Genomic DNA, 19441 nt, shown 5'->3' on the forward strand with positions numbered 1-19441 from the left:
TATAAATTGAACTTTTAAATTTTTTTAACAAATATTTATTAGATTTAATAATCTATATGTATACAAATTTTAAAAGGAATCAAATGTATGGATTATGGTTTTATAGTTATTTATATTTTAGATTTTAACACAGAAATGCCTATAAAAAGTGGAGAAATAACAGTATATGAACATAAAAGTTCTAATATAGTTTTTTACAAAATGATAGATAAAAATTTTTCTGGTAAAACTGATAGGATAAAGGTTAAAGCTCCTAGTAAACTTTTATCACAGTATCCTATACAAAACGCAATATTACCGTATAGTCTTTATGATATTAAGGTGAAAGCTAAGGGGTATGTTGATGCTTTAATATTAGGAGTGCAAGTATTTCCTTATGAAATAGCAATTCAAAAAATTTTAATGATAAAACTTCCAATTGGGAGTAAACAAGGTGAAATAACTAATGTTATAGTGATTCCACCTAACACGTTGGTTCAATAGGATATAATAATATACAAATATAAATAAAAATTTTGATAATAATATCTGTTTTTTTGTTATAATACTTATAATATAAAAAATAGAGGTGAATTAGTTGTTTTTAATAATTGATAATTATGATTCTTTTGTGTATAACCTAGTTAGATATTTAGAAGAACTTGATGAAGATGTCTTAATTAAGAGAAATGATAAAATAACTTTAGAAGAAATAGAAAATTTAAATTTAGATGGAATAATAATATCCCCAGGCCCAAAAGCACCTAAAGATGTACCATTTTGTCTTGAAGTAATAGATAGATTTAAAGGTAAGATTCCAATATTGGGAATATGTCTGGGACACCAATGTATAGGACATTATTTTAAATGTTCTATAGTAAGGGCAGAGTATCCTGTTCATGGGAAAATATATGAAATAGTTCATGATAATTTGGGGATTTTTAAAAATATAAAAAATCCATTAAATGTAACAAGATATCATTCTCTTAAAATAGATGAAAAAAGTATTCCTAAAGATATTGTAGTTACAGCTAGAACAAAGGAGGGAGTAATTATGGGGATAAGGCATAAATTTTATAATATAGAAGGAATTCAATTTCATCCAGAAGCTCATCTTACTGAATGTGGTCATGCTATGTTTGAAAATTTCATAAAAAAATGCAAAAAGGGTGATAAAGTTGAATTTTAAAATAAAAGAGATAAAAACAAATGTGAGTAGTTTAAATATTTATGAAGTGTTTAGTCATAAAAAAGAAACAATATTTTTAGATAGTTCTAAGGAAGAGAGTAAATTTTCTAAATACTCTTTTATAGGAATAAATCCATTCATAAAATTTACAGCATATAAAAACGATATAGCTATATTAGATTATAAAAATAAGACAAAAAAATTTATAAAAGGAGATCCTTTTTTAGAACTTGAAAAACTTATATTAAAATATAAAGTAAATTATCCAAGTAAAATACCATTAGTTTCTGGAGCATTAGGATATTTTTCTTATGATATAGGCAGAGTAGTTGAAAATATTTTAGATACTGCTATAAATGATGTTAAAGTTCCTGATGCGTATTTTTTGTTTTATGATAATATAATAATATTTGATTTAGAGGAAAAAAGAACATATGTGACTTCTTTAGGCGTTTTGGATTCAGAAAGTGAGTCGATAGAAAAAATAGAAAGTTTAATAAAAGAAAAAGCTAAAACAGAACAAAAATATTTTAATGTAGATATAGAATCAAAAAATATATTTTATTCAAATTTTGAAAAGAGTACTTATATAGATGGCGTAAAGAAAGTTAAAGATTATATATTATCAGGTGATGTATATATAACAAATTTTACACAAAGAATGTGGTGCTATTCTAATGAAGATGCTTTTAGAATTTATTCAAAACTTAGACAAATAAATAAGGCACCTTTTTCAGCATTTTTGAATCTAGATGATTTTGAAATAATAAGTTCATCTCCAGAGAGATTTTTAAATACTGTAGATAAAATTGTTACAACAAGACCAATAAAAGGTACAAGACCTAGAGGTAAAGATAAAGTAGAAGATGAAAAAAATAAATTAGAACTTTTAAATAGTGAAAAAGATAAAGCTGAACTTTTAATGGTTGTGGACTTAGAGAGAAATGATTTAAGCAAGGTTTGTGAAAAAAACACTGTAAAGGTAACAGAACTTTTTACATTAGAGAGTTATGCAACAGTTTTTCATTTAGTATCTGAGGTAACAGGAAAATTAAAGGAAAATATAACTTCTATAAAATGTATGAGAGAGTGTTTTCCAGGAGGCTCTATAACGGGGACTCCTAAAATACGTTCAATGGAAGTTATTGAGGAGATAGAAGGGATAAGAAGAAATATATATACAGGTAGTATTGGATATTTTGATTTTCGTGGAAATTGTGATTTTAATATAATTATAAGAACGATTTTAAAAAAAGGTAATAAGGCTTACTTTGGAGTAGGTGGTGGAATAACAATAGAGTCAGAAGAAGTAGCAGAATATGAAGAAAGCTTAGATAAAGCAAAAGCGCTTATGAGGGTTTTATAATGGATTATATAGATAGCAAAGAAGATAGAATAAAATTAGATAAAGGGTTGTTTTTTGGAAAGGGTCTTTTTGAAACAATATTAGTTAAGGAAAGAGCTATTTTTTTAGAAGAACATATAAATAGAATAAATAACTCTTGTAAAATTTTAAATATAGAAAAATATGTAGAGTATAATGATGTTTTAAATTTTATAGAAAAAAATAATATAAAAAACAAAGCTTTAAAAATAACTCTAACAGATAAAAACATTATATATTCAACTAGAGATATTCAATATAAGAGTGAGGATTATAAAAGAGGTTTTTCCATTTGCTTAAGCTCTGTATTGAGAAATTCAACTTCTATGTTAGTTTATGTAAAATCTACTTGCTACATAGAGAATATTATGGAGAAAAATAAAGGAAAAAATTTAGGGTTTGATGAAATTATATTTTTAAATGAAAAAGGATATATAGCAGAGGGTGCAACCTCTAATATATTTTTTATAAAAAATAATAAAATTTTTACACCAAAAGTTAAGTGTGGAATATTAAACGGCATAGTTAGACAGTGGGTTGTAGATAATTTTATTGTGGAAGAGGGAGAGTATAAAATAGAGGATTTATTAATGTCAGATGCTATATTTATAACAAACAGTATAGTTGGGATTATGAAAGTTTGTGAGATTGAGGGAAAAAAATTTAATAGCCATGATAAAATAGAAGAAATAATAAATTGTTATAAAACGTATATAAAATAGATTTCTTAATTTATGTATGATTTAAAGATTGGGGATTTTAAATAAAATGGACAGGGTAAATAAAATACTTAACAATGAAAAATATAAAGATTATTTAAAGAAAAATAATTTTTATGAGAAAAATAGAGAGTTTTGTAAACATGATATGGAACATTTTTTAGCTGTGGCAAGAATAAGTTATATACTTTGCTTGGAAAAGGGATTAAATGTAAATAAAGATATTATATATGCAGTAGGACTTTTACATGATATAGGAAGATGGCTTCAATATGAAAAAAACATTCCACATAATATATCATCGGTTAATATTAGTGAAGAAATTTTAAAAGAAAGTGACTTTTCGCAAGATGAAATAAAAATAATACTGGATGCTATATTAAATCATAGAAATAAGCAGTGCAGAGATTTAAATAAAATATTTTATAGGGCAGATAAATTGTCTAGACAATGTTTTGTTTGCACTGCTAGTGATAAATGTTATTGGGGAGAAGATAAAAAAAATAAAGACATAATATACTAAAGGAGATTTTTATGAAGATAGGTGTAAAAAATTTTGATTTAGGAAAAAGAACAATAATAATGGGGATATTAAATTTAACCCCAGATTCATTTTCTGATGGAGGAGAATTTAATTCTATAGAAAATGCTTTAAGACAAGTTGAAAAATTAATAAAAGAAGGAGTAGATATAATAGATATTGGGGGGGAGTCTACAAGACCTAATCATACGCCGGTAACAGAAGAGGAAGAAATAAGAAGGGTAATTCCTATAATAAAGGCAATAAGGGGAAAATATGATATACCTTTATCTATTGATACTTATAAAGGGAAAGTAGCTGAAGAAGCAATAAAGGCTGGAGTTAATCTTATAAATGATGTTTGGGGTTTGAAAAAGGATTCATATATGGCAAAAGTTGCAGGGAAATATAATATTCCATGTTGTATAATGCATAATAGAGAAGATTCAAACTATAATGATGACATAATAAATGTTATGAAAAAAGATTTAAGGCAAAGTATAGATTTGGCTATTGAAAATGGTTTATCTAAAGAAAATATAATTTTAGATCCTGGAATTGGTTTTGCAAAAAGTTATGAGGATAATTTAGATGTTTTGAACAGATTAGAAGAACTTAGAGATTTAGGATATCCTATTTTGCTTGGAACATCTAGAAAATCTGTTATTGGAAATACATTAAATCTTCCACCAAAGGAAAGGTTAGAGGGAACATTAGCTACAACGGCTTTAGGAATAGTTAAGGGTTGTGATTTTATAAGGGTTCATGATGTTTTAGAAAATAAAAGAGTTGCAATTATGACAGATGCAATCGTAAGAAGGTAGGGATTTTTTTGAGTAATGACAAAATAGTTATAAGAGATTTAGAGATTTTTGCGTTTCATGGAGTTTTTGAAGGTGAAAAAAGTGTTGGACAAAAATTTTTAGTTTCTTTAGAACTTAGTTTAGATTTAAGCTTGGCTAGTAGAAATAATGATTTAACAAAAAGCGTTCATTATGGAGAACTTTGTGAGAAGATAGAAGAAGAATTTAAGAAAGAAAGTTATGATTTAATAGAAACAGCGTGTGAAAAACTCTGTGAATTTGTGCTACTAGAGTATGATATAGTTAATGAGGTTAAGGTTATTGTAAAAAAACCATGGGCTCCTATTCATAAAAGTTTAGATACAGTATTTATAGAGATGACAAGAAGATGGAGTAAAGCTTATTTATCTTATGGGTCGAATATGGGTAATAAACGTGAGTATATAGAAAGAGCATTAAAAATCTTAGATGATTCTAAATTTATAAAGCTGATAAAAAAATCAACCCTTATAGATACTAAACCTTGGGGATATACTGAACAAGATGATTTTTTAAATGGCGCTTGTATAATAAAAACAATTTTAAATCCCACATCTCTTATGGAATTTTTATTAGACGTTGAGAAAAAACTAGATAGAGAGAGAAAGATAAAATGGGGACCAAGAACAATAGATTTAGATATTATATTTTATGATGATTTAGTAACAGATGATGATTTTATAACTCTTCCACATCCAAGAGCGCATTTAAGGGAGTTTGTTTTAGAGCCTATAAATGAAATAGCTCCAAATAAAATACATCCGCTTTATAGAAAAAGAGTATTTGAACTTTTAAATGAAATAAAATAAACTAAAAAGCCAATATGTTATTGGCTTTTTGCTTTTTCAAAGATATATTCACAAAATTGTTCCATTTTAAAAGCATTTGGTATATCTTTAAGGCTTAAATAATCCTTTTCGTATTTTCCATCCCAAGGGTATATTGAAATTAAATCATCCCCATAGACATCTAAAATCATCTTTTCTTTTTCAGTAGTTATAAAAAGGGTGTAAATAGGCTTACTAGGTAAATCATCTGGTGTTTCTAAGAGATAGTTGCTATCTTTTATATTTTTTAAAAGGTCATCTAATATGGAAAGATCTTCATTAGTAACGCTAATATTTCTATATACATTTCTATCTAAAATATGGATTTCAAAAGAATTATCGGAGATTAGATTGGATAATTCATAGGTATAGTAATTTGAATTTGGTTTTTCTCTATTAAAAATATTTTCTAAAGTGCAACCAGAAAGCAATGTTACTAAAATAATTAAAGTAAACATTTTGATATATTTAATCATGTAAGTATCACCTCACAATAATTTATGTAAATATTCTCTTTAATAGAACCTTTTAAGAAATGTATGAATAATATATAGTACAAAATTATGCATAATAAGATAAAATTAGGGGGGATATTTAATTGAAATTTGCTATTGATATAGAAAATGAGGAAACTAAAAAGAAAGTAATTAAAAATTTACAAGATAAAGGACATAATATTGTAGATTGTATACAAGATAAAAGTTTAAATATTGGAGAAAGTCATTATAAGAAAGCTTTGTTAACTAATATTACAAAGCCTGAAATATTTTTAAGATTTATATATGTAAAAAATAATGATGAAAGGTTAGAGATTTTTGCTGATGAAAATGTATTATCTAAGGTCATGTCCTTTAATTTTGAAGCTTTATTAGAAGAGTTTAATTTAAAACAGTTATTTATGAAAAATGGTAAAGAATTATACTTGATAAAGAATATAGAATGTGCATCGATTATAATTAGAATGACAACAAGTAATATATATAATGAAGAAAAAATAGCTAAATTTTTATGTGATTTAATAGAAATGATTTCTAGTAAATCACATAAAATATAAGGTTTATATTTTGCTAAAATACTTTAGGGTGTTTTAGCAATTATTTTATGTGAAATTATAATATTAGAAACGTTAGTTGAATAGTATTTAGTATAAATAATTAATAAAGGGGAAGTTATGAATATAATAGCTACAATTGGACCTAGAAATTGTAAACCTTATGCAATAGATCAAATAATAAAGGGTGGATGTAATTTTGTAAGAATAAATCTTTCACATGGTAATTATGAGGATATAGAAAATACAGTTTTATACATAAGGAAAAATTATAAAGATGTCAAAATTATTATGGATTTACAAGGAAATAAAATAAGAGTGTCAAAATGTTTAAAAGATGTATTTAAAATAACGCTAGGAGAAATAGTTTATTTTTGTAGTGAAGATGATTATGAATGTGTTTTGAAAGAAAAAAGAACAAGTAATATTATACCTCTTAATATAAAAAAGCAAATGATTTTAGATAATAAAGGATATAAAAAAATTTATATGAAAGATGGAACTATGGAATTTGATGTGCTAGAGGTCTCAAAAAATTATATAAAAGCTATAACTAAAATAGGGGGAATTGTAAGGGCTGAAAAAGGGTGTAATCTTCCAGGAATAAATAGGACAAGTTGGAGTATGACTAAAAAAGATATACATGATATAAATTTTGCATTGAGTAATGAAGCAGATGTAATATGTTATTCTTATTGTTCTTATTATAATCAATGTGTTGAATTTAAAGAGGCGGTTTTTAAAAGTATAAAACAGTTTGGGAAAATACCTAAACTCTGGGGTAAAATAGAAACTAAAGAAGGTATAGAAAATATAAGACAAATAGCAAATGAATTAGATGGTATAGTAATAGCAAGAGGTGATTTGGTCCCAGAAACAGGACTTTTTAATATTCCTTTAATACAGGAAAAGATTATTTATACTCTAAAAAATACTAAAAAAGAAATAATAGTAGCAACTAGTGTATTAAGTTCCATGAAATATTCAGTAAGACCTACAATAAGTGAATTAACTGCTATTTATAACTTGCTTAAGAGCGGTATAACAGGATTCATGTTAACAGGTGAAACGACTGTTGGAAAAAATAGTAGTGAAGTTGTAAAAACGTTAAGCGCTTCTATAAAATATTATGAAAGAATATTAAATAAGGGAACAAAGAAAACAAAAAGATTGTAAATTTTAATTTACAATCTTTTACTATGTCTTTTTACACTTAATGAGTTTTTGTGTTTAATAAACTTTAAATATAAGATTTTAGTTATTAAAAAACTAAAATATCCTAAGAAAATTCCGCATATAACATCGCTAGGATAATGAACTAATAGGTAAATTCTTGAAAATGATATAATAAAGGCTAATGAATAGAAATACCATTTGTATTTTTTGAAAAAATAACCAAACATAAACGCACAAGCAAATGCAGAAGATGTGTGTCCTGATGGAAAAGAAAAACTGCTTGGTTTTTCTATTATTATGTTAAGATTGGTTAATGTAATGAAAGGTCTAGGTCTTTGTATTAAATGTTTTAAAAGTATTTCACCAAAAAGAGTGTTTATAAATAAAACAGATAAAACTAGAAAACCAATTTTTCTATACTTACTTTTCATTATTAATATAATAGATATTAAAATCCATATGAAACCTGAATTGCCTAGTTTGGTAAAAAAAATAATAATGGGATTTAAAAAATCATTTTGCACATGATTTTGTATAAAAAAAAGTGTATTATAGTCTAAATATTTAATAAAATTCATAAAATATCCTTTCTAAACAATTAAAACAATAATATTATTAATTATTTTAACAGTTTAACAAAAAAATGTATATAGAAAATGAAGAAGAGTTAGCATATACTGTATTAATATAAAAGTAAATGGGAAGTTTTATCATGAAGATTAAAACTAAAAGTGGAATAACCGAAGAATTAGATTTTGAACGTATAGTTAATCAACTTCAACAAATGGCTTTAGAAAAAGATTATTATTTCACAGAATTAGATATCAATTATTTGATTAAAAATATAAAAAATGAGATAGATAATTTTGTGAAAGATGGGGAAATACTATCGGTTTATGATTTACAGCATATAATAAGATTGGTTTTAATTAAAAGTAAGTTTAAATGGATATGTAGTGAATTTTATGTATAATGTAAGTTAACTTTAAAACTATGTTTTAGTACAGCTTTGAATATATTTAGTTTTGAGAAAAACGATATTTATTCATAAATGGCGTATAAAACATAGTTTTTTTATTAGAAAATTTGCTAAAAATATATGTCTAAAAAGAGGGAAAGTTGTTATTAAAGTAATTTAGAAATTATTAAAATGTAGATAAATATAAAAATTATTAAAATGTAATATTTATAATTAAATTAATGATATAAAATAAAATTATTATATAAATAAATTTGTTATATAAAATATTTATTAATTAAGGAGATTTTGAAATGACAAAACCATCAGAATACCATAGATTAGGTTACACATGTTCAGAAGCTATAATAAAATCATATAATGATGAATTTAAGACTGATATGCCAATATCATTAGCAAGTGGAATGGGTACAGGCTTTGCATCTGGGAGTTTATGTGGTGCTCTTGGAGGTGCAACCATAGTAATTGGATACCTAAGGGGTAGAAAAAGTAATGATGAAATTAATGAGGCAAGAGCTCTTACAAAAGAATTAATGGAGAAAATACAAATACAATATAATACAGAAATTTGTAAGGAATTAAAACAAAAAAGAATAAGTTGTGGTGAAATAATAGACTACACTTATGAGGTATTAAAACAAATACTTAGAGGCTAAATAAAATAAATTTGTGTTACCTATAATAGATGATAATAAATCTATTATAGGTTTTTTTTATAAAATTATTATTAAAGTATTTAAATTGATAAAATAATAAAATTATAAAAATATATGAATATTTTAGGAAAAATAAAAATAAAATCTATAAAATATAAAAAATGTTCAAAAAAATATTGATAAATATATTAAAATAATATATCATATAATAAAGATTTATATGGTAAAAAAAATTAATTAATAAATAAAATGGATAAGGAGGAATTTAAATGGAGAAAGAAAGAGAGCAATGGGGAAGCAAAATGGGATTCATAATAGCAGCAGTTGGCTCGGCAGTTGGACTAGGGAATATATGGAGATTTCCGTATTTGGTTTATTCAAATGGTGGAGGCGCATTTTTAATTCCGTATTTTTTTGCAATATTTACAGCAGGAATACCTCTTTTAATATTAGAATATGGAGTTGGTCATAAGTTTAGAGGCTCAACACCATTATCAATTGCAAAAGGAAATAAGAAATGGGAGTGGCTTGGTTGGTGGCCTAGCATAAATGCATTTATAATTCTTTGTTATTATTCTATGATTTTAAGTTGGGCAATAAATTATTTTAGATTTAGTTTTTTTAAATCTTGGGGAAGTGATCCTAATGGATTCTTTTATAATAATTTCTTGAATTTATCATCATCTCCTTTTCAACTTGGAGGAATTGTATTTGTAATACTATTTGGAATAGCATTACTTTGGGCAGTAAATTGGTTTATATGTTTTAGAGGTATAAAGTCTGGTATAGAAAAGGTTAATAAAGTGCTTTTACCAGTTTTAATATCAATAATGATTTTTATAGTAATAAAATCAGTTAACTTAGAAGGTGCTTCACTTGGATTAAATACATTATTTACACCAGATTGGTCAATGGTTTTAAAACCAAAAGTTTGGGTTGCAGCTTATGGACAAGTATTTTTTTCGCTTAGTATAGCAATGGGAATAATGATGACTTATTCAAGTTATCTTCCAAAGAAAACTGACATAAACAATAGTGCTTTTATGACCGCCTTTGCTAATTGTGGATTTGAGTTTTTATGCTCTATTGGAGTTTTCAGTATTTTAGGGTATATGGCAACAATTCAAAATGTTTCAGTTGGAGAGGTTGCAACAAGCGGTATTGGTCTTGCATTTATAGTATTTCCACAAATATTTAGTACTATGGGAGTGCTTGGAAATGTTATAGGAGCATTATTCTTCTTATGTTTAATATTTGCAGGAATAACATCTAGTGTGTCATTAACTGAAGCTGCTGCTGCTGCAATTATAGATAAGTTTGGATTTGAGCGTAAAAAAGTAATAACAATTATATGTGTTGTAGGTTTTCTATTAAGTTCAATATTTGCAACTGGAGCAGGACTATATTTCTTAGATATAATAGATAATTTTATAAATAATTATGGAATAGTTGTAGTAGGGTTATTAGAAGCTATATTTATAGGATATATAATAAAGCCGAAAACTATTAGAAAACATACAAATTCTATGTCATATTTCAAAATAGGAAAATGGTGGGATTTAGCTATAAAATATATAACACCAGGAATGCTTTTATTTATGTTGATTCAAAGCTTTTTAACTGAACTTAAATCTCCATATGAAGGATATTCAGTTTGGGCACTGATATTATATGGATGGGGAGTAGTTGGATTTGGCATACTTGTTTCAATATTAATAAGTAAAAAACCTTGGAAAAAAAATAAATTAAGCACTGAGTTATTAGATGCTTAAAAAAGAAAGGAGAGATACTTTATGACAGGGACAGCAATTGGATTTTTTATATTTGGTGCAACAGTTCTTTGGGGAGGGTTTGCATCGACTTTAGGAATAGCAATTAAAAATGAAAAAAATAATTAGTTAAAAAAGAAGGTGGATTTAAATAAAAATCCACCTTCTTTTTTAAAAATTAGATATTGCTATTATTTTTAATAAATTTTATAATTTATTAAAAGATAAATTGATTGTTTAAATAACAATAATTGTAATATATAAGTTTTAGGAGGAGGATACTTTGAAATCATTTATAGATTTACACTGTCATACGATATCAAGTGGTCATGCATATAGTACTATATCGGAAAATATAGAGGAAGCTGTTAAATGTAAGTTGAAGTTTTTAGGTATGTCAGATCATGCGCCTAACATGCCAGGGGCTAGTCATTTATTTCACTTTTATAATTTAAAAGCTATACCAAAGGAAATAGAAAGTGTTAAAATTTTAAAAGGTGTAGAAGCAAATATTATAGATTATGATGGAAATATTGACATTCCAGATGATTTAGGAGAAAAGCTAGATTATGTGATAGCAAGTATGCATCCACCTTGTGTAGCATTTGGTAGTATAGAAGAAAATACAAGGGCTGTTATAAAAGCTATGAATAATAAATATGTTAAAATAATTGGTCATCCTGATGACTCTAGATATCCTTTAGATTATGAAAAAATAGTAAAATATGCAAAAGAAAAAAATGTTTTATTAGAAGTAAATAATTCATCTTTAAATTCAGATGGATATAGAGCTGGAGCGTTAGACAATTATAAAATAATGCTAAATTTGTGTAAAAAGTATAAAGTTAAAGTTATACTAGGAAGTGATGCACATATATCTTATGCAGTTGGGAAATTTCCTAATTGTGAAAAATTATTAAAGGAAATTAATTTTCCAGATGAATTAGTTATAAATTACAATGAAGCACATATAATAGAATTTTTTAATATATAAACTAAGTTTTGAAAAATTTTATGTTAGTATGAAATAAAAAAGAAGGATTTAAATTAAATCCTTCTTTTTTTATATAATTATACAGATATATTATGCTTTTTAGTTGATTTTTTTCTTATAATTTTAATTATTACAAATAAAAATATAAATAAAATAATAGATAAACATATTAAATATATAACAATATTTTTCTTTATTAAATCTTTAGTAGTTATATTTGTATATATATTGAAAGTTTTAGTTGCATTTCTTTCTTGAATAGTAAGAGTACCTATTACAGAATCTTTAGACAAATTCCAAAGATTAACATCAGCATTAAGGGATATTTTACTCTCTAAAGCATTTATATCATTAAAGTATTGATATACATCTTCTTTAAGTATAAATGGAATATTGTAAGTGATTTTAGGTCCAAAAAATTTAAAAAGTTTAAATTCTAAGTCTTCTGTATCTACAGTCTCACCATTTTTGTAAAGTATAGAGGGTTTTACTTCATAACTATAATCAATTATTTTTTCCATATCATTAAAGTAATCATCAGACGTAGAACCTAATATTACTCCTAAAATTTGTCTGCCATTTCTCTCATAAAGCGCTACTAAACATCTACCGGCTTTTGTGGTGAAACCAGTTTTTCCTGCTAAGCAACCATTTTTATTTAGATTTTTATTTCCATTAGTTAAAGTTATAGAGTTTTCATCATTTATATCTAGATTAGCAGTAGTAGTTGATGCAGCATTTAAAACCCAAGGATTTGAAAATGCGTACTGTCCTAGAAGAGATAAATCATAGGCTGTTGTATAGTGCTCTTTTCCATTTAGGGCCTCTTCGGTATCTAAACCACTAGGAGTTGAAAAATGTGTATTATGCATATTGAGTTCTATAGCTTTTTCATTCATAAGATTTGCAAAGTTATCTACATTTCCAGAAATAGCTTCAGCTATAATAGTTGCCATATCATTTCCAGAATGTAATAAAAGACCTTTCATAACATTATCTGCGGATATTAAATCTCCTGAGGAGAGATTTAAAGAATAATCCTTGTAAATAGAACTAGATGGTTGATTTAAGGCAGTATTTGTTATAGATAGCATATCTGATGAATTTTTATTTAAAGAAAGTAACGCTGCCGTCATAAGTTTTGTAGTAGATGCGGGTTGAGCTTTTTCATCAGCATTTTTAGCGTAAATTATTTCATTAGTTTGAATATCTATTGTAATTGCTTTATCAGCTGTTATTTCCATATTATTTAAATCTTGAGCGAAAGCATATCCTGTATTTAAATCACTTAAGATAAAAAAAATAATTAAAGTAAAAGTTAAGTAGCTAAATATTTTTTTCATAATTCTAATTCCCCTTTAATATAAGTTGAGTTTTGATTGTTTTTTTGTAATAAAAAATATAAAATTACATGGTATAATAATTTTAAAATAATAATGTTAATCTCTTTAAGTAAATTATAAATGATATTAAATAAAAAATGTATATAAAGTGTAAAAAATAAATAAATTTTACTATTGTTAATTACAGTATTAGATTGGAAATATAAATTTATTAAAATTAAATTTGTTTTATTGAGAAAAATTATGTTTTTAAACTTAGTTTTAATAAAACATACTACTAATTTCCATAAATAGATTGACATTTAAAAAAAATAGTATTATTATTCTAATTAACTTTGACAATCAAAAATTTTGAATGAATATTGGGAAAATAAAAATTATTTTTAATATATTTTAACTAAATATTAGAGATTTTAAATTATTTAATACAGTTTATCATTATAAACTAGTTTTAATATTCTTATACATAAAATTAATCAATAGATTTGTCAGTAAGTTTTTTAAAATGAGAATTTATTAATAAACGTATAGATAAGGAGAAGAATTATGTCAGGAGCAAAAATTTTGGGATATGGAAGTTACTATCCAGAAAATATTGTAGATAATAATTATTTAGCAAAAATTGTAGATACATCTGATGAATGGATAACAAAACGTACAGGTATAAAAGAAAGAAGAATTTCATCTGGTGAAACTGTAGCACAAATGGCAGCAAAAGCTTGTCAAGAGGCTATGCAAAAGGCAAAATGTAAGCCAGAAGAAATAGATTTAATAATAGTTGCAACAATAACACCAGATAGTGTATGTCCATCAACTGCATGTATTGTTCAAGATATGTTAGGATGTAAAAATGCTACATGCTTTGACATTTCAGCTGCTTGTTCTGGATTTGTTTTTTCATTAATAACTGCTAATGCTCTTATAAAATCTGGAGAATATAAAAAAGCATTGGTTATAGGTGGAGAAGTTTTATCAAGAATCATGAATTGGCAAGATAGAAATACTTGTGTCTTATTTGGAGATGGAACAGGTGCTTGTGTTTTAGAGCTTTCAGAAGAAAATGGTGTTTTAGCAACATATACTGGTTCTGATGGAACGTTAGGTATTAAGAGTTTAACAGCTGGAAAAGTTGTACCATCTTCTAAAATATGCACTACCATAGAAGAAGTTAAAGTCGATCATATATGGATGGATGGACGAGGAGTATTTAAGTTTAGTGTTAAAATGTTACCACAAGTGGTTTCAAAGCTTCTTGAAAAATCTGGATTATGTATAGATGATATAAAATATATTGTGCCGCATCAAGCTAATTTAAGAATAGTTGAGGAAGCGGCAAGAAGATTAGAGTGTCCAATCGATAAATTCTTCACTAATTTAGACAAGGTTGGAAATACATCAGGAGGAAGCATTCCAATAGCGCTTGCAGATATGGATAATAGAAATCTTTTGAAAAAAGGAGATAAAATTATAATAGTAGGATTTGGTGCTGGTTTAACTTGGGGTGGCGCTTTAATAGAGATGTAGAAAAAAATTTCTAAATACACTATAATTATAGAGGTGTTTAATTTTATCTTATGAATATGGAGTGGTGATTATGAAAGAGGACATATGTAAATTATTGAATATAAAATATCCAATACTGCAAGGTGCTATGGCTTGGATTTCAGATAGTTCTTTAGCAGCAGCTGTGTCTAACGCTGGAGGAATAGGTATAATAGCTGGGGGTAATGCACCAGCTGAATATATAAGAGAAGAAATAAAAAAATGCAAGAAGTTAACGGATAAACCTTTTGGACTTAACATAATGCTTTTATCAGAAGATGCACCTAAGCTAGCTAAGATAGCTGTGGAAGAAGGCGTTGAAGTTATAACAACTGGAGCGGGAAATCCAGGGAAGTATATGGATATGTGGAAAGAAGCAGGAATAAAAGTTATTCCGGTAGTTCCATCTGTAGCTTTAGCAAAAAGAATGGAAAGATTAGGTGCAGATGCTATTATAGCAGAGGGTTGTGAATCAGGAGGACATATAGGTAAATTAACAACAATGGCATTAGTTCCACAAATTGTTGATGCGGTTAATATACCAGTTTTAGCAGCAGGTGGTATTGCAGATAAAAGAGGTGTTGCTGCGGCATTTATGCTTGGTGCTAATGGGATACAGGTAGGAACAAGATTTTTAGTTTCTCATGAATGTACTATTCACGAAAATTATAAAGAAGCAGTAATTAAAGCTAATGATATAGATACGGTAGTTACAGGAAGATCAACAGGACATCCAGTTCAAGTAATAAAAAATAAATTAGCTAGACAATTTATGACTTTAGAATCTAATAATGCACCAGTAGAAGAATTAGAGAAATTAGGAAGAGGAGCGCTTCCTAAAGCTGCGAGAGATGGAGATGTAGAACTAGGTTCAGTTATGGCAGGACAAATTTCAGGGCTTGTAAATAAGAGAGAAAGTGTTAAAGAAATAATAGAGGACTTATTCCAAGAGTATGATAAAGTAAAAAATTATTTTAATAATTAATTTTAGGAGGAAGCATGAAAACAGCGTTTATATTTTCAGGGCAAGGTGCTCAATATATAGGTATGGGAAAAGAACTCTATGAAAACATAGATGAATGTAGAGAGATTTTTAATAAGGCTAATAATGCATTAGGTTTTGATATAACAAACATGATATTAGAAGGTAATGCAGACGAACTTAATATAACAGAAAATACTCAACCAGCTATTTTAACAACATCTATAGCTATACTTAAAGCTTTAGAAAAAAATAATATAGAGCCTGATGTAGTTGCAGGACTTAGTTTAGGCGAATATTCAGCTTTAGTTTCAGCGGGAGCTATAGATTTTTTAGATGCTGTTTCTTTAGTTAAAAAAAGAGGGAAGTTTATGCAAGAAGCAGTTCCACTAGGTGTTGGAGCTATGGTAGCTGTTATAGGACTTTCAAGAGAAAAGGTTCAAGAAGCAGTAGAAAAAGCTAAGGAAAAAGGTATAGTTGAAATTGCAAATTACAATACATCTAAACAAATTGTTATAGGTGGAGAACTTAAAGCAGTAGAATACGCTAAGGAAATAGTTTTAGAATTAGGTGCAAGGAGAGCGATATCTTTAAAAGTTTCAGGACCATTTCATACATCAATGCTTCATGAGGCTGCATTAAAACTTGAAAAAGAACTTAAAAAAGTTGAATTTAAAGAATTAAATGTTCCACTAGTGTGCAATGTTGAGGGAAAGTTTGTACAAGATAAATCAGAAATTATTCCACTTCTTGTAAGACAAATAGAATCTTCAGTAAGATGGGAAGACTCTATAAAGTTAATGTTAGAAAATGGAGTAGATACGTTTATAGAAGTTGGCCCTGGAAGAGTTTTAAGTGGTTTTGTTAGAGATATAAGTAAAACTTTAGAAAAAAGGGTTAATATATTTAATGTGGAAGATTTAAAGAGTTTGGAGAAAACTTTAGAAGGGATGAAAAGCATATGTTAAAAGGGAAAAATGCAATAATTACAGGAGCATCAAGAGGAATAGGACGTGAAATTGCATTAACTTTAGCTGAAAATGGTGCTAATATTGTTATAAATTATAGAAATTATAACAACGAAATAGAAGTTTTAGTTAAAGACATAGAAGCAAAAGGTGTAAAGATTGTTACTGTAAAATGTGATGTTAGTAATTTTGAAGAGGTTGAAAATTTAATATCAGAGGCAAAAGAAAAATTAGGGTCTATAGATATTTTAGTGAATAATGCTGGAATAACTAAAGATGGTCTTTTAATGAGAATGAAACAAGAAGATTTTGAAAGTGTTTTAGATGTTAATCTAAAAGGTGTGTTTAATACAACTAAACTTATTACACCTATAATGATGAAACAAAGAGCAGGTAAAATAATAAATATATCTTCTGTAGTTGGATTGGTTGGAAATGCAGGTCAATGTAATTATGCAGCATCTAAAGCTGGAGTTATAGGTTTTTCAAAATCTATAGCAAGAGAGCTTGCGCCAAGAGGAGTTAATATAAATGTTGTTGCACCAGGGTATATTGATACAGATATGACAAATGGATTGTCAGACAAGGTAAAAGAAAGTATACTTCAAACAATACCTATGAAAAAAATGGGATCAACTAAGGATGTAGCAAATTTAGTTTTATTTTTATCATCAGGTTTATCAGATTATATAACAGGTCAAGTTATAAACGTTGATGGTGGAATGGTTATGATATAAAGGAGGATTTTAAAATATGACAAGAAGAGTTGTTATAACTGGATTGGGAGTAATATCTCCAGTTGGATGTGGAGTAGAGAAGTTTTGGAATTCATTAAAGGAAGGACAAAATGGAATAGATTTTATAACTCATTTTGATATAAGTGAATATAAAGCAAAACTTGCAGCTGAAGTTAAGGATTTTGAAGTTGAAAAATATATGGAAAAGAAAAAAGCTAAAAGATTAGATATGTATTCACAGTTTGCAATAGCTTCAACAAAAGAAGCCATTGAGGATAGCGGTCTTGATTTAGATAACATAGATAGAGAAAGAGTAGGAGTAATATTTGGAACTGGTGTTGGAGGTATTGGAACTGCTAAACAACAAGTTGAAACTTTAGCTTTTAAAGGCCCTAGAAGAATATCTCCTTTTGCAGTGCCAATGTTAATTTGTAATATGGCAGCAGGAAATATAGCCATAGAATTTGGATTGAAAGGAAACTGCATAAGTATAGTAACAGCTTGTGCTACATCAACTAATTGTATAGGTGAAGCTTATAGATCAATAAAGCATGGTTATTCTGATATTGTAGTAGCAGGAGGATCAGAAAGTTCAATTGATGGATTCTCAATAGCTGGATTCCAATCATTAACAGCACTTAGCACGTCAGAGGATAAAAATAGAGCTTCTATACCATTTGATAGTGATAGAAGTGGGTTTGTTATGGGAGAAGGTTCAGGAACTGTTATATTAGAAGAACTTGAAAGTGCTTTAAAAAGAGGAGCAAAAATTTATGGAGAAGTAGTAGGATATGGAACAACTTGTGATGCATATCATATAACATCACCATCTCCAGATGGAGAAGGGGCTGCAAAGGCTATGAAAATGGCAATGGATGAGGCAGGAATAGATAAAAATGCATCTTTATATATAAATGCTCACGGAACTTCTACAAAAATAAATGATAAAATGGAAACATTAGCAATAAAAACTGTATTTGCTGAAAATGCTAAAAATATACCAGTAAGTTCTACAAAGTCTATGACAGGACATCTTTTAGGAGCAGCTGGTGCAATTGAAGCAATAGCAGCAATAAAAGCTATGAAAGAGGGATTTTTACCTCCAACTATAAATTTAAAAAATAAAGATGAAGATTGTGATTTAGATTACATCCCAAATGTAGGAAGAGAACAAGAAGTTGAATATGCAATGTCAAATTCATTTGGGTTTGGTGGCCATAATGGAAGTATTATTTTCAAAAAGTGGAGAGAGTAAAAGATATGTTAAATTACAATGAAATTAAAGAATTAATAGATATAATAGATAAATCATCTTTAAGATGTTTTGAACTTGAAGGTCAAGATATTAAAATTAAAATGAATAAAAATCTAGAGTTTTCTCAAAATTTTGAAAATGAAACTGTAGTAAAAAATGTTGAGAATAGAAAGTCTAATAATGAAGTTTCAAAAACTGAATTATCTAATAGTACAGTTAGTAATAAAATTAAAGAAGAAGTTAAAAATGAAGCAAATGAAGAAGATGGCAATTTCAAAATAGTTAAATCACCTTTAGTTGGAACATTTTATTCTGCATCATCACCAGGAGAAGAACCTTATGCTAAAGTCGGAGATAGGGTGAAAAAGGGAGATGTTTTGTGCATTATTGAGGCTATGAAAATAATGAATGAGATAACATCAGAATATGATGGTGAAATAGTTGAAGTAATGTGTAAAGATGATGATATAATAGAATATGGGTTGCCACTATTTAAAATAAAATAGATAAGAATAAGGAAGAATTTGTT

General features: G+C 27.0%; 23 protein-coding genes. 20 read left to right on the forward strand and 3 right to left on the reverse strand.

Going from position 1 to position 19441, the window contains the following annotated elements; translation table 11 throughout:
• Positions 1–87: 87 nt before the first annotated feature.
• The 7 genes from DR020_RS09615 (at position 88) to folK (ending at position 5442) form a co-directional block, all read left to right on the forward strand.
• A complete protein-coding gene (locus DR020_RS09615) occupies positions 88–483 on the forward strand; it encodes a hypothetical protein (RefSeq protein ID WP_055257038.1) in 396 nt (131 codons plus the stop codon).
• A 94-nt stretch (positions 484–577) separates the two neighbouring features.
• Positions 578–1168: an anthranilate synthase component II gene (locus DR020_RS09620; protein ID WP_055257037.1), complete on the forward strand. Its 591-nt coding sequence runs from the start codon at positions 578–580 to the stop codon at positions 1166–1168.
• Positions 1158–2534 carry an aminodeoxychorismate synthase component I gene (pabB, locus tag DR020_RS09625; RefSeq protein ID WP_055257036.1) on the forward strand — a complete coding sequence of 459 codons (1377 nt, stop codon included), beginning with the start codon at positions 1158–1160 and terminating at the stop codon, positions 2532–2534. Before DR020_RS09620 ends, pabB begins: the two co-directional genes overlap by 11 nt.
• Entirely contained in the window at positions 2534–3274 is a 741-nt protein-coding gene (locus DR020_RS09630; protein ID WP_112365821.1) for an aminotransferase class IV, read from the forward strand. The genes pabB and DR020_RS09630 overlap by 1 nt, the downstream gene beginning before the upstream one ends.
• Positions 3275–3320: 46 nt before the next feature.
• Positions 3321–3794, forward strand: a complete 474-nt coding sequence (locus DR020_RS09635; protein WP_112365822.1) for an HD domain-containing protein — start codon at positions 3321–3323, stop codon at positions 3792–3794.
• Between the two features lie 11 nt (positions 3795–3805).
• Entirely contained in the window at positions 3806–4615 is an 810-nt protein-coding gene (gene folP / locus DR020_RS09640) for a dihydropteroate synthase (RefSeq protein WP_112365823.1), read from the forward strand.
• Positions 4616–4623: 8 nt separating this feature from the next.
• Positions 4624–5442, forward strand: coding sequence for a 2-amino-4-hydroxy-6-hydroxymethyldihydropteridine diphosphokinase (folK, locus tag DR020_RS09645; protein WP_112365824.1), 819 nt, complete (start codon positions 4624–4626; stop codon positions 5440–5442).
• Positions 5443–5459: 17 nt separating this feature from the next.
• Here the strand turns inward: folK and DR020_RS09650 are convergent, their stop codons facing one another.
• Positions 5460–5936, reverse strand: a complete 477-nt coding sequence (locus tag DR020_RS09650; RefSeq protein WP_058991810.1) for a DUF4883 family protein — start codon at positions 5934–5936, stop codon at positions 5460–5462.
• A gap of 122 nt (positions 5937–6058) precedes the next feature.
• Here DR020_RS09650 and DR020_RS09655 point away from each other — a divergent pair, with 122 nt between their 5' ends.
• Positions 6059–6514, forward strand: a complete 456-nt coding sequence (locus DR020_RS09655; protein WP_112365825.1) for a hypothetical protein — start codon at positions 6059–6061, stop codon at positions 6512–6514.
• Positions 6515–6631: 117 nt separating this feature from the next.
• On the forward strand, positions 6632–7687 hold the full coding sequence (locus tag DR020_RS09660) for a pyruvate kinase (protein WP_055257029.1): 1056 nt from the start codon (positions 6632–6634) through the stop codon (positions 7685–7687).
• 8 nt (positions 7688–7695) lie between these two features.
• Here the strand turns inward: DR020_RS09660 and DR020_RS09665 are convergent, their stop codons facing one another.
• On the reverse strand, positions 7696–8118 hold the full coding sequence (locus tag DR020_RS09665) for a phosphatase PAP2 family protein (protein ID WP_235865686.1): 423 nt from the start codon (positions 8116–8118) through the stop codon (positions 7696–7698).
• A 281-nt stretch (positions 8119–8399) separates the two neighbouring features.
• Here DR020_RS09665 and DR020_RS09670 point away from each other — a divergent pair, with 281 nt between their 5' ends.
• The 5 genes from DR020_RS09670 (at position 8400) to DR020_RS09690 (ending at position 12085) form a co-directional block, all read left to right on the forward strand.
• Complete coding sequence (locus DR020_RS09670; RefSeq protein WP_055257028.1) at positions 8400–8660, forward strand: ATP cone domain-containing protein; 261 nt, start codon at positions 8400–8402, stop codon at positions 8658–8660.
• 299 nt (positions 8661–8959) lie between these two features.
• Entirely contained in the window at positions 8960–9322 is a 363-nt protein-coding gene (locus DR020_RS09675; protein ID WP_055257027.1) for a C-GCAxxG-C-C family (seleno)protein, read from the forward strand.
• A gap of 269 nt (positions 9323–9591) precedes the next feature.
• A complete protein-coding gene (locus DR020_RS09680) occupies positions 9592–11094 on the forward strand; it encodes a sodium-dependent transporter (protein WP_112365827.1) in 1503 nt (500 codons plus the stop codon).
• A gap of 21 nt (positions 11095–11115) precedes the next feature.
• Complete coding sequence (locus DR020_RS09685; protein ID WP_112365828.1) at positions 11116–11220, forward strand: MetS family NSS transporter small subunit; 105 nt, start codon at positions 11116–11118, stop codon at positions 11218–11220.
• A gap of 154 nt (positions 11221–11374) precedes the next feature.
• Positions 11375–12085: a phosphatase gene (locus DR020_RS09690; protein WP_055257025.1), complete on the forward strand. Its 711-nt coding sequence runs from the start codon at positions 11375–11377 to the stop codon at positions 12083–12085.
• A 77-nt stretch (positions 12086–12162) separates the two neighbouring features.
• Here the strand turns inward: DR020_RS09690 and DR020_RS09695 are convergent, their stop codons facing one another.
• Complete coding sequence (locus DR020_RS09695; protein WP_055257024.1) at positions 12163–13428, reverse strand: D-alanyl-D-alanine carboxypeptidase family protein; 1266 nt, start codon at positions 13426–13428, stop codon at positions 12163–12165.
• A gap of 546 nt (positions 13429–13974) precedes the next feature.
• Here DR020_RS09695 and DR020_RS09700 point away from each other — a divergent pair.
• From DR020_RS09700 to accB, 6 genes are all read left to right on the forward strand, one after another.
• Positions 13975–14952 (forward strand): beta-ketoacyl-ACP synthase III, encoded by a 978-nt coding sequence (locus DR020_RS09700; RefSeq protein ID WP_112365829.1) that lies wholly within the window; start codon positions 13975–13977, stop codon positions 14950–14952.
• A gap of 70 nt (positions 14953–15022) precedes the next feature.
• Positions 15023–15955: an enoyl-[acyl-carrier-protein] reductase FabK gene (gene fabK, locus DR020_RS09705; protein WP_112365830.1), complete on the forward strand. Its 933-nt coding sequence runs from the start codon at positions 15023–15025 to the stop codon at positions 15953–15955.
• Between the two features lie 14 nt (positions 15956–15969).
• Entirely contained in the window at positions 15970–16920 is a 951-nt protein-coding gene (gene fabD, locus DR020_RS09710; RefSeq protein WP_112365831.1) for an ACP S-malonyltransferase, read from the forward strand.
• Positions 16914–17657: a 3-oxoacyl-[acyl-carrier-protein] reductase gene (gene fabG, locus DR020_RS09715; RefSeq protein WP_112365832.1), complete on the forward strand. Its 744-nt coding sequence runs from the start codon at positions 16914–16916 to the stop codon at positions 17655–17657. Before fabD ends, fabG begins: the two co-directional genes overlap by 7 nt.
• Before the next feature lie 16 nt (positions 17658–17673).
• Positions 17674–18912: a beta-ketoacyl-ACP synthase II gene (fabF, locus tag DR020_RS09720; protein WP_055257020.1), complete on the forward strand. Its 1239-nt coding sequence runs from the start codon at positions 17674–17676 to the stop codon at positions 18910–18912.
• On the forward strand, positions 18900–19418 hold the full coding sequence (accB, locus tag DR020_RS09725) for an acetyl-CoA carboxylase biotin carboxyl carrier protein (protein ID WP_235865687.1): 519 nt from the start codon (positions 18900–18902) through the stop codon (positions 19416–19418). Before fabF ends, accB begins: the two co-directional genes overlap by 13 nt.
• Positions 19419–19441: the final 23 nt, after the last annotated feature.

Origin of the sequence: Sarcina ventriculi (genome assembly GCF_900456775.1) — a bacterium.
Taxonomy (GTDB): Bacteria; Bacillota; Clostridia; order Clostridiales; family Clostridiaceae; genus Sarcina; species Sarcina ventriculi.

Bases quoted from the DNA above. Each gene is read 5' to 3' on its own strand.
- DR020_RS09650 (WP_058991810.1), bottom strand. From the start codon at position 5,936: ATGATTAAATATATCAAAATGTTTACTTTAATTATTTTAGTAACATTG.
- DR020_RS09615 (WP_055257038.1), top strand. From the start codon at position 88: ATGGATTATGGTTTTATAGTTATTTATATTTTAGATTTTAACACAGAA.
- DR020_RS09670 (WP_055257028.1), top strand. From the start codon at position 8,400: ATGAAGATTAAAACTAAAAGTGGAATAACCGAAGAATTAGATTTTGAA.
- DR020_RS09685 (WP_112365828.1), top strand. From the start codon at position 11,116: ATGACAGGGACAGCAATTGGATTTTTTATATTTGGTGCAACAGTTCTT.
- DR020_RS09675 (WP_055257027.1), top strand. From the start codon at position 8,960: ATGACAAAACCATCAGAATACCATAGATTAGGTTACACATGTTCAGAA.
- DR020_RS09660 (WP_055257029.1), top strand. From the start codon at position 6,632: ATGAATATAATAGCTACAATTGGACCTAGAAATTGTAAACCTTATGCA.
- DR020_RS09630 (WP_112365821.1), top strand. From the start codon at position 2,534: ATGGATTATATAGATAGCAAAGAAGATAGAATAAAATTAGATAAAGGG.
- folP (WP_112365823.1), top strand. From the start codon at position 3,806: ATGAAGATAGGTGTAAAAAATTTTGATTTAGGAAAAAGAACAATAATA.
- DR020_RS09695 (WP_055257024.1), bottom strand. From the start codon at position 13,428: ATGAAAAAAATATTTAGCTACTTAACTTTTACTTTAATTATTTTTTTT.
- fabG (WP_112365832.1), top strand. From the start codon at position 16,914: ATGTTAAAAGGGAAAAATGCAATAATTACAGGAGCATCAAGAGGAATA.
- DR020_RS09700 (WP_112365829.1), top strand. From the start codon at position 13,975: ATGTCAGGAGCAAAAATTTTGGGATATGGAAGTTACTATCCAGAAAAT.
- DR020_RS09680 (WP_112365827.1), top strand. From the start codon at position 9,592: ATGGAGAAAGAAAGAGAGCAATGGGGAAGCAAAATGGGATTCATAATA.
- fabF (WP_055257020.1), top strand. From the start codon at position 17,674: ATGACAAGAAGAGTTGTTATAACTGGATTGGGAGTAATATCTCCAGTT.
- DR020_RS09635 (WP_112365822.1), top strand. From the start codon at position 3,321: ATGGACAGGGTAAATAAAATACTTAACAATGAAAAATATAAAGATTAT.
- DR020_RS09665 (WP_235865686.1), bottom strand. From the start codon at position 8,118: ATGAAAAGTAAGTATAGAAAAATTGGTTTTCTAGTTTTATCTGTTTTA.
- fabK (WP_112365830.1), top strand. From the start codon at position 15,023: ATGAAAGAGGACATATGTAAATTATTGAATATAAAATATCCAATACTG.
- fabD (WP_112365831.1), top strand. From the start codon at position 15,970: ATGAAAACAGCGTTTATATTTTCAGGGCAAGGTGCTCAATATATAGGT.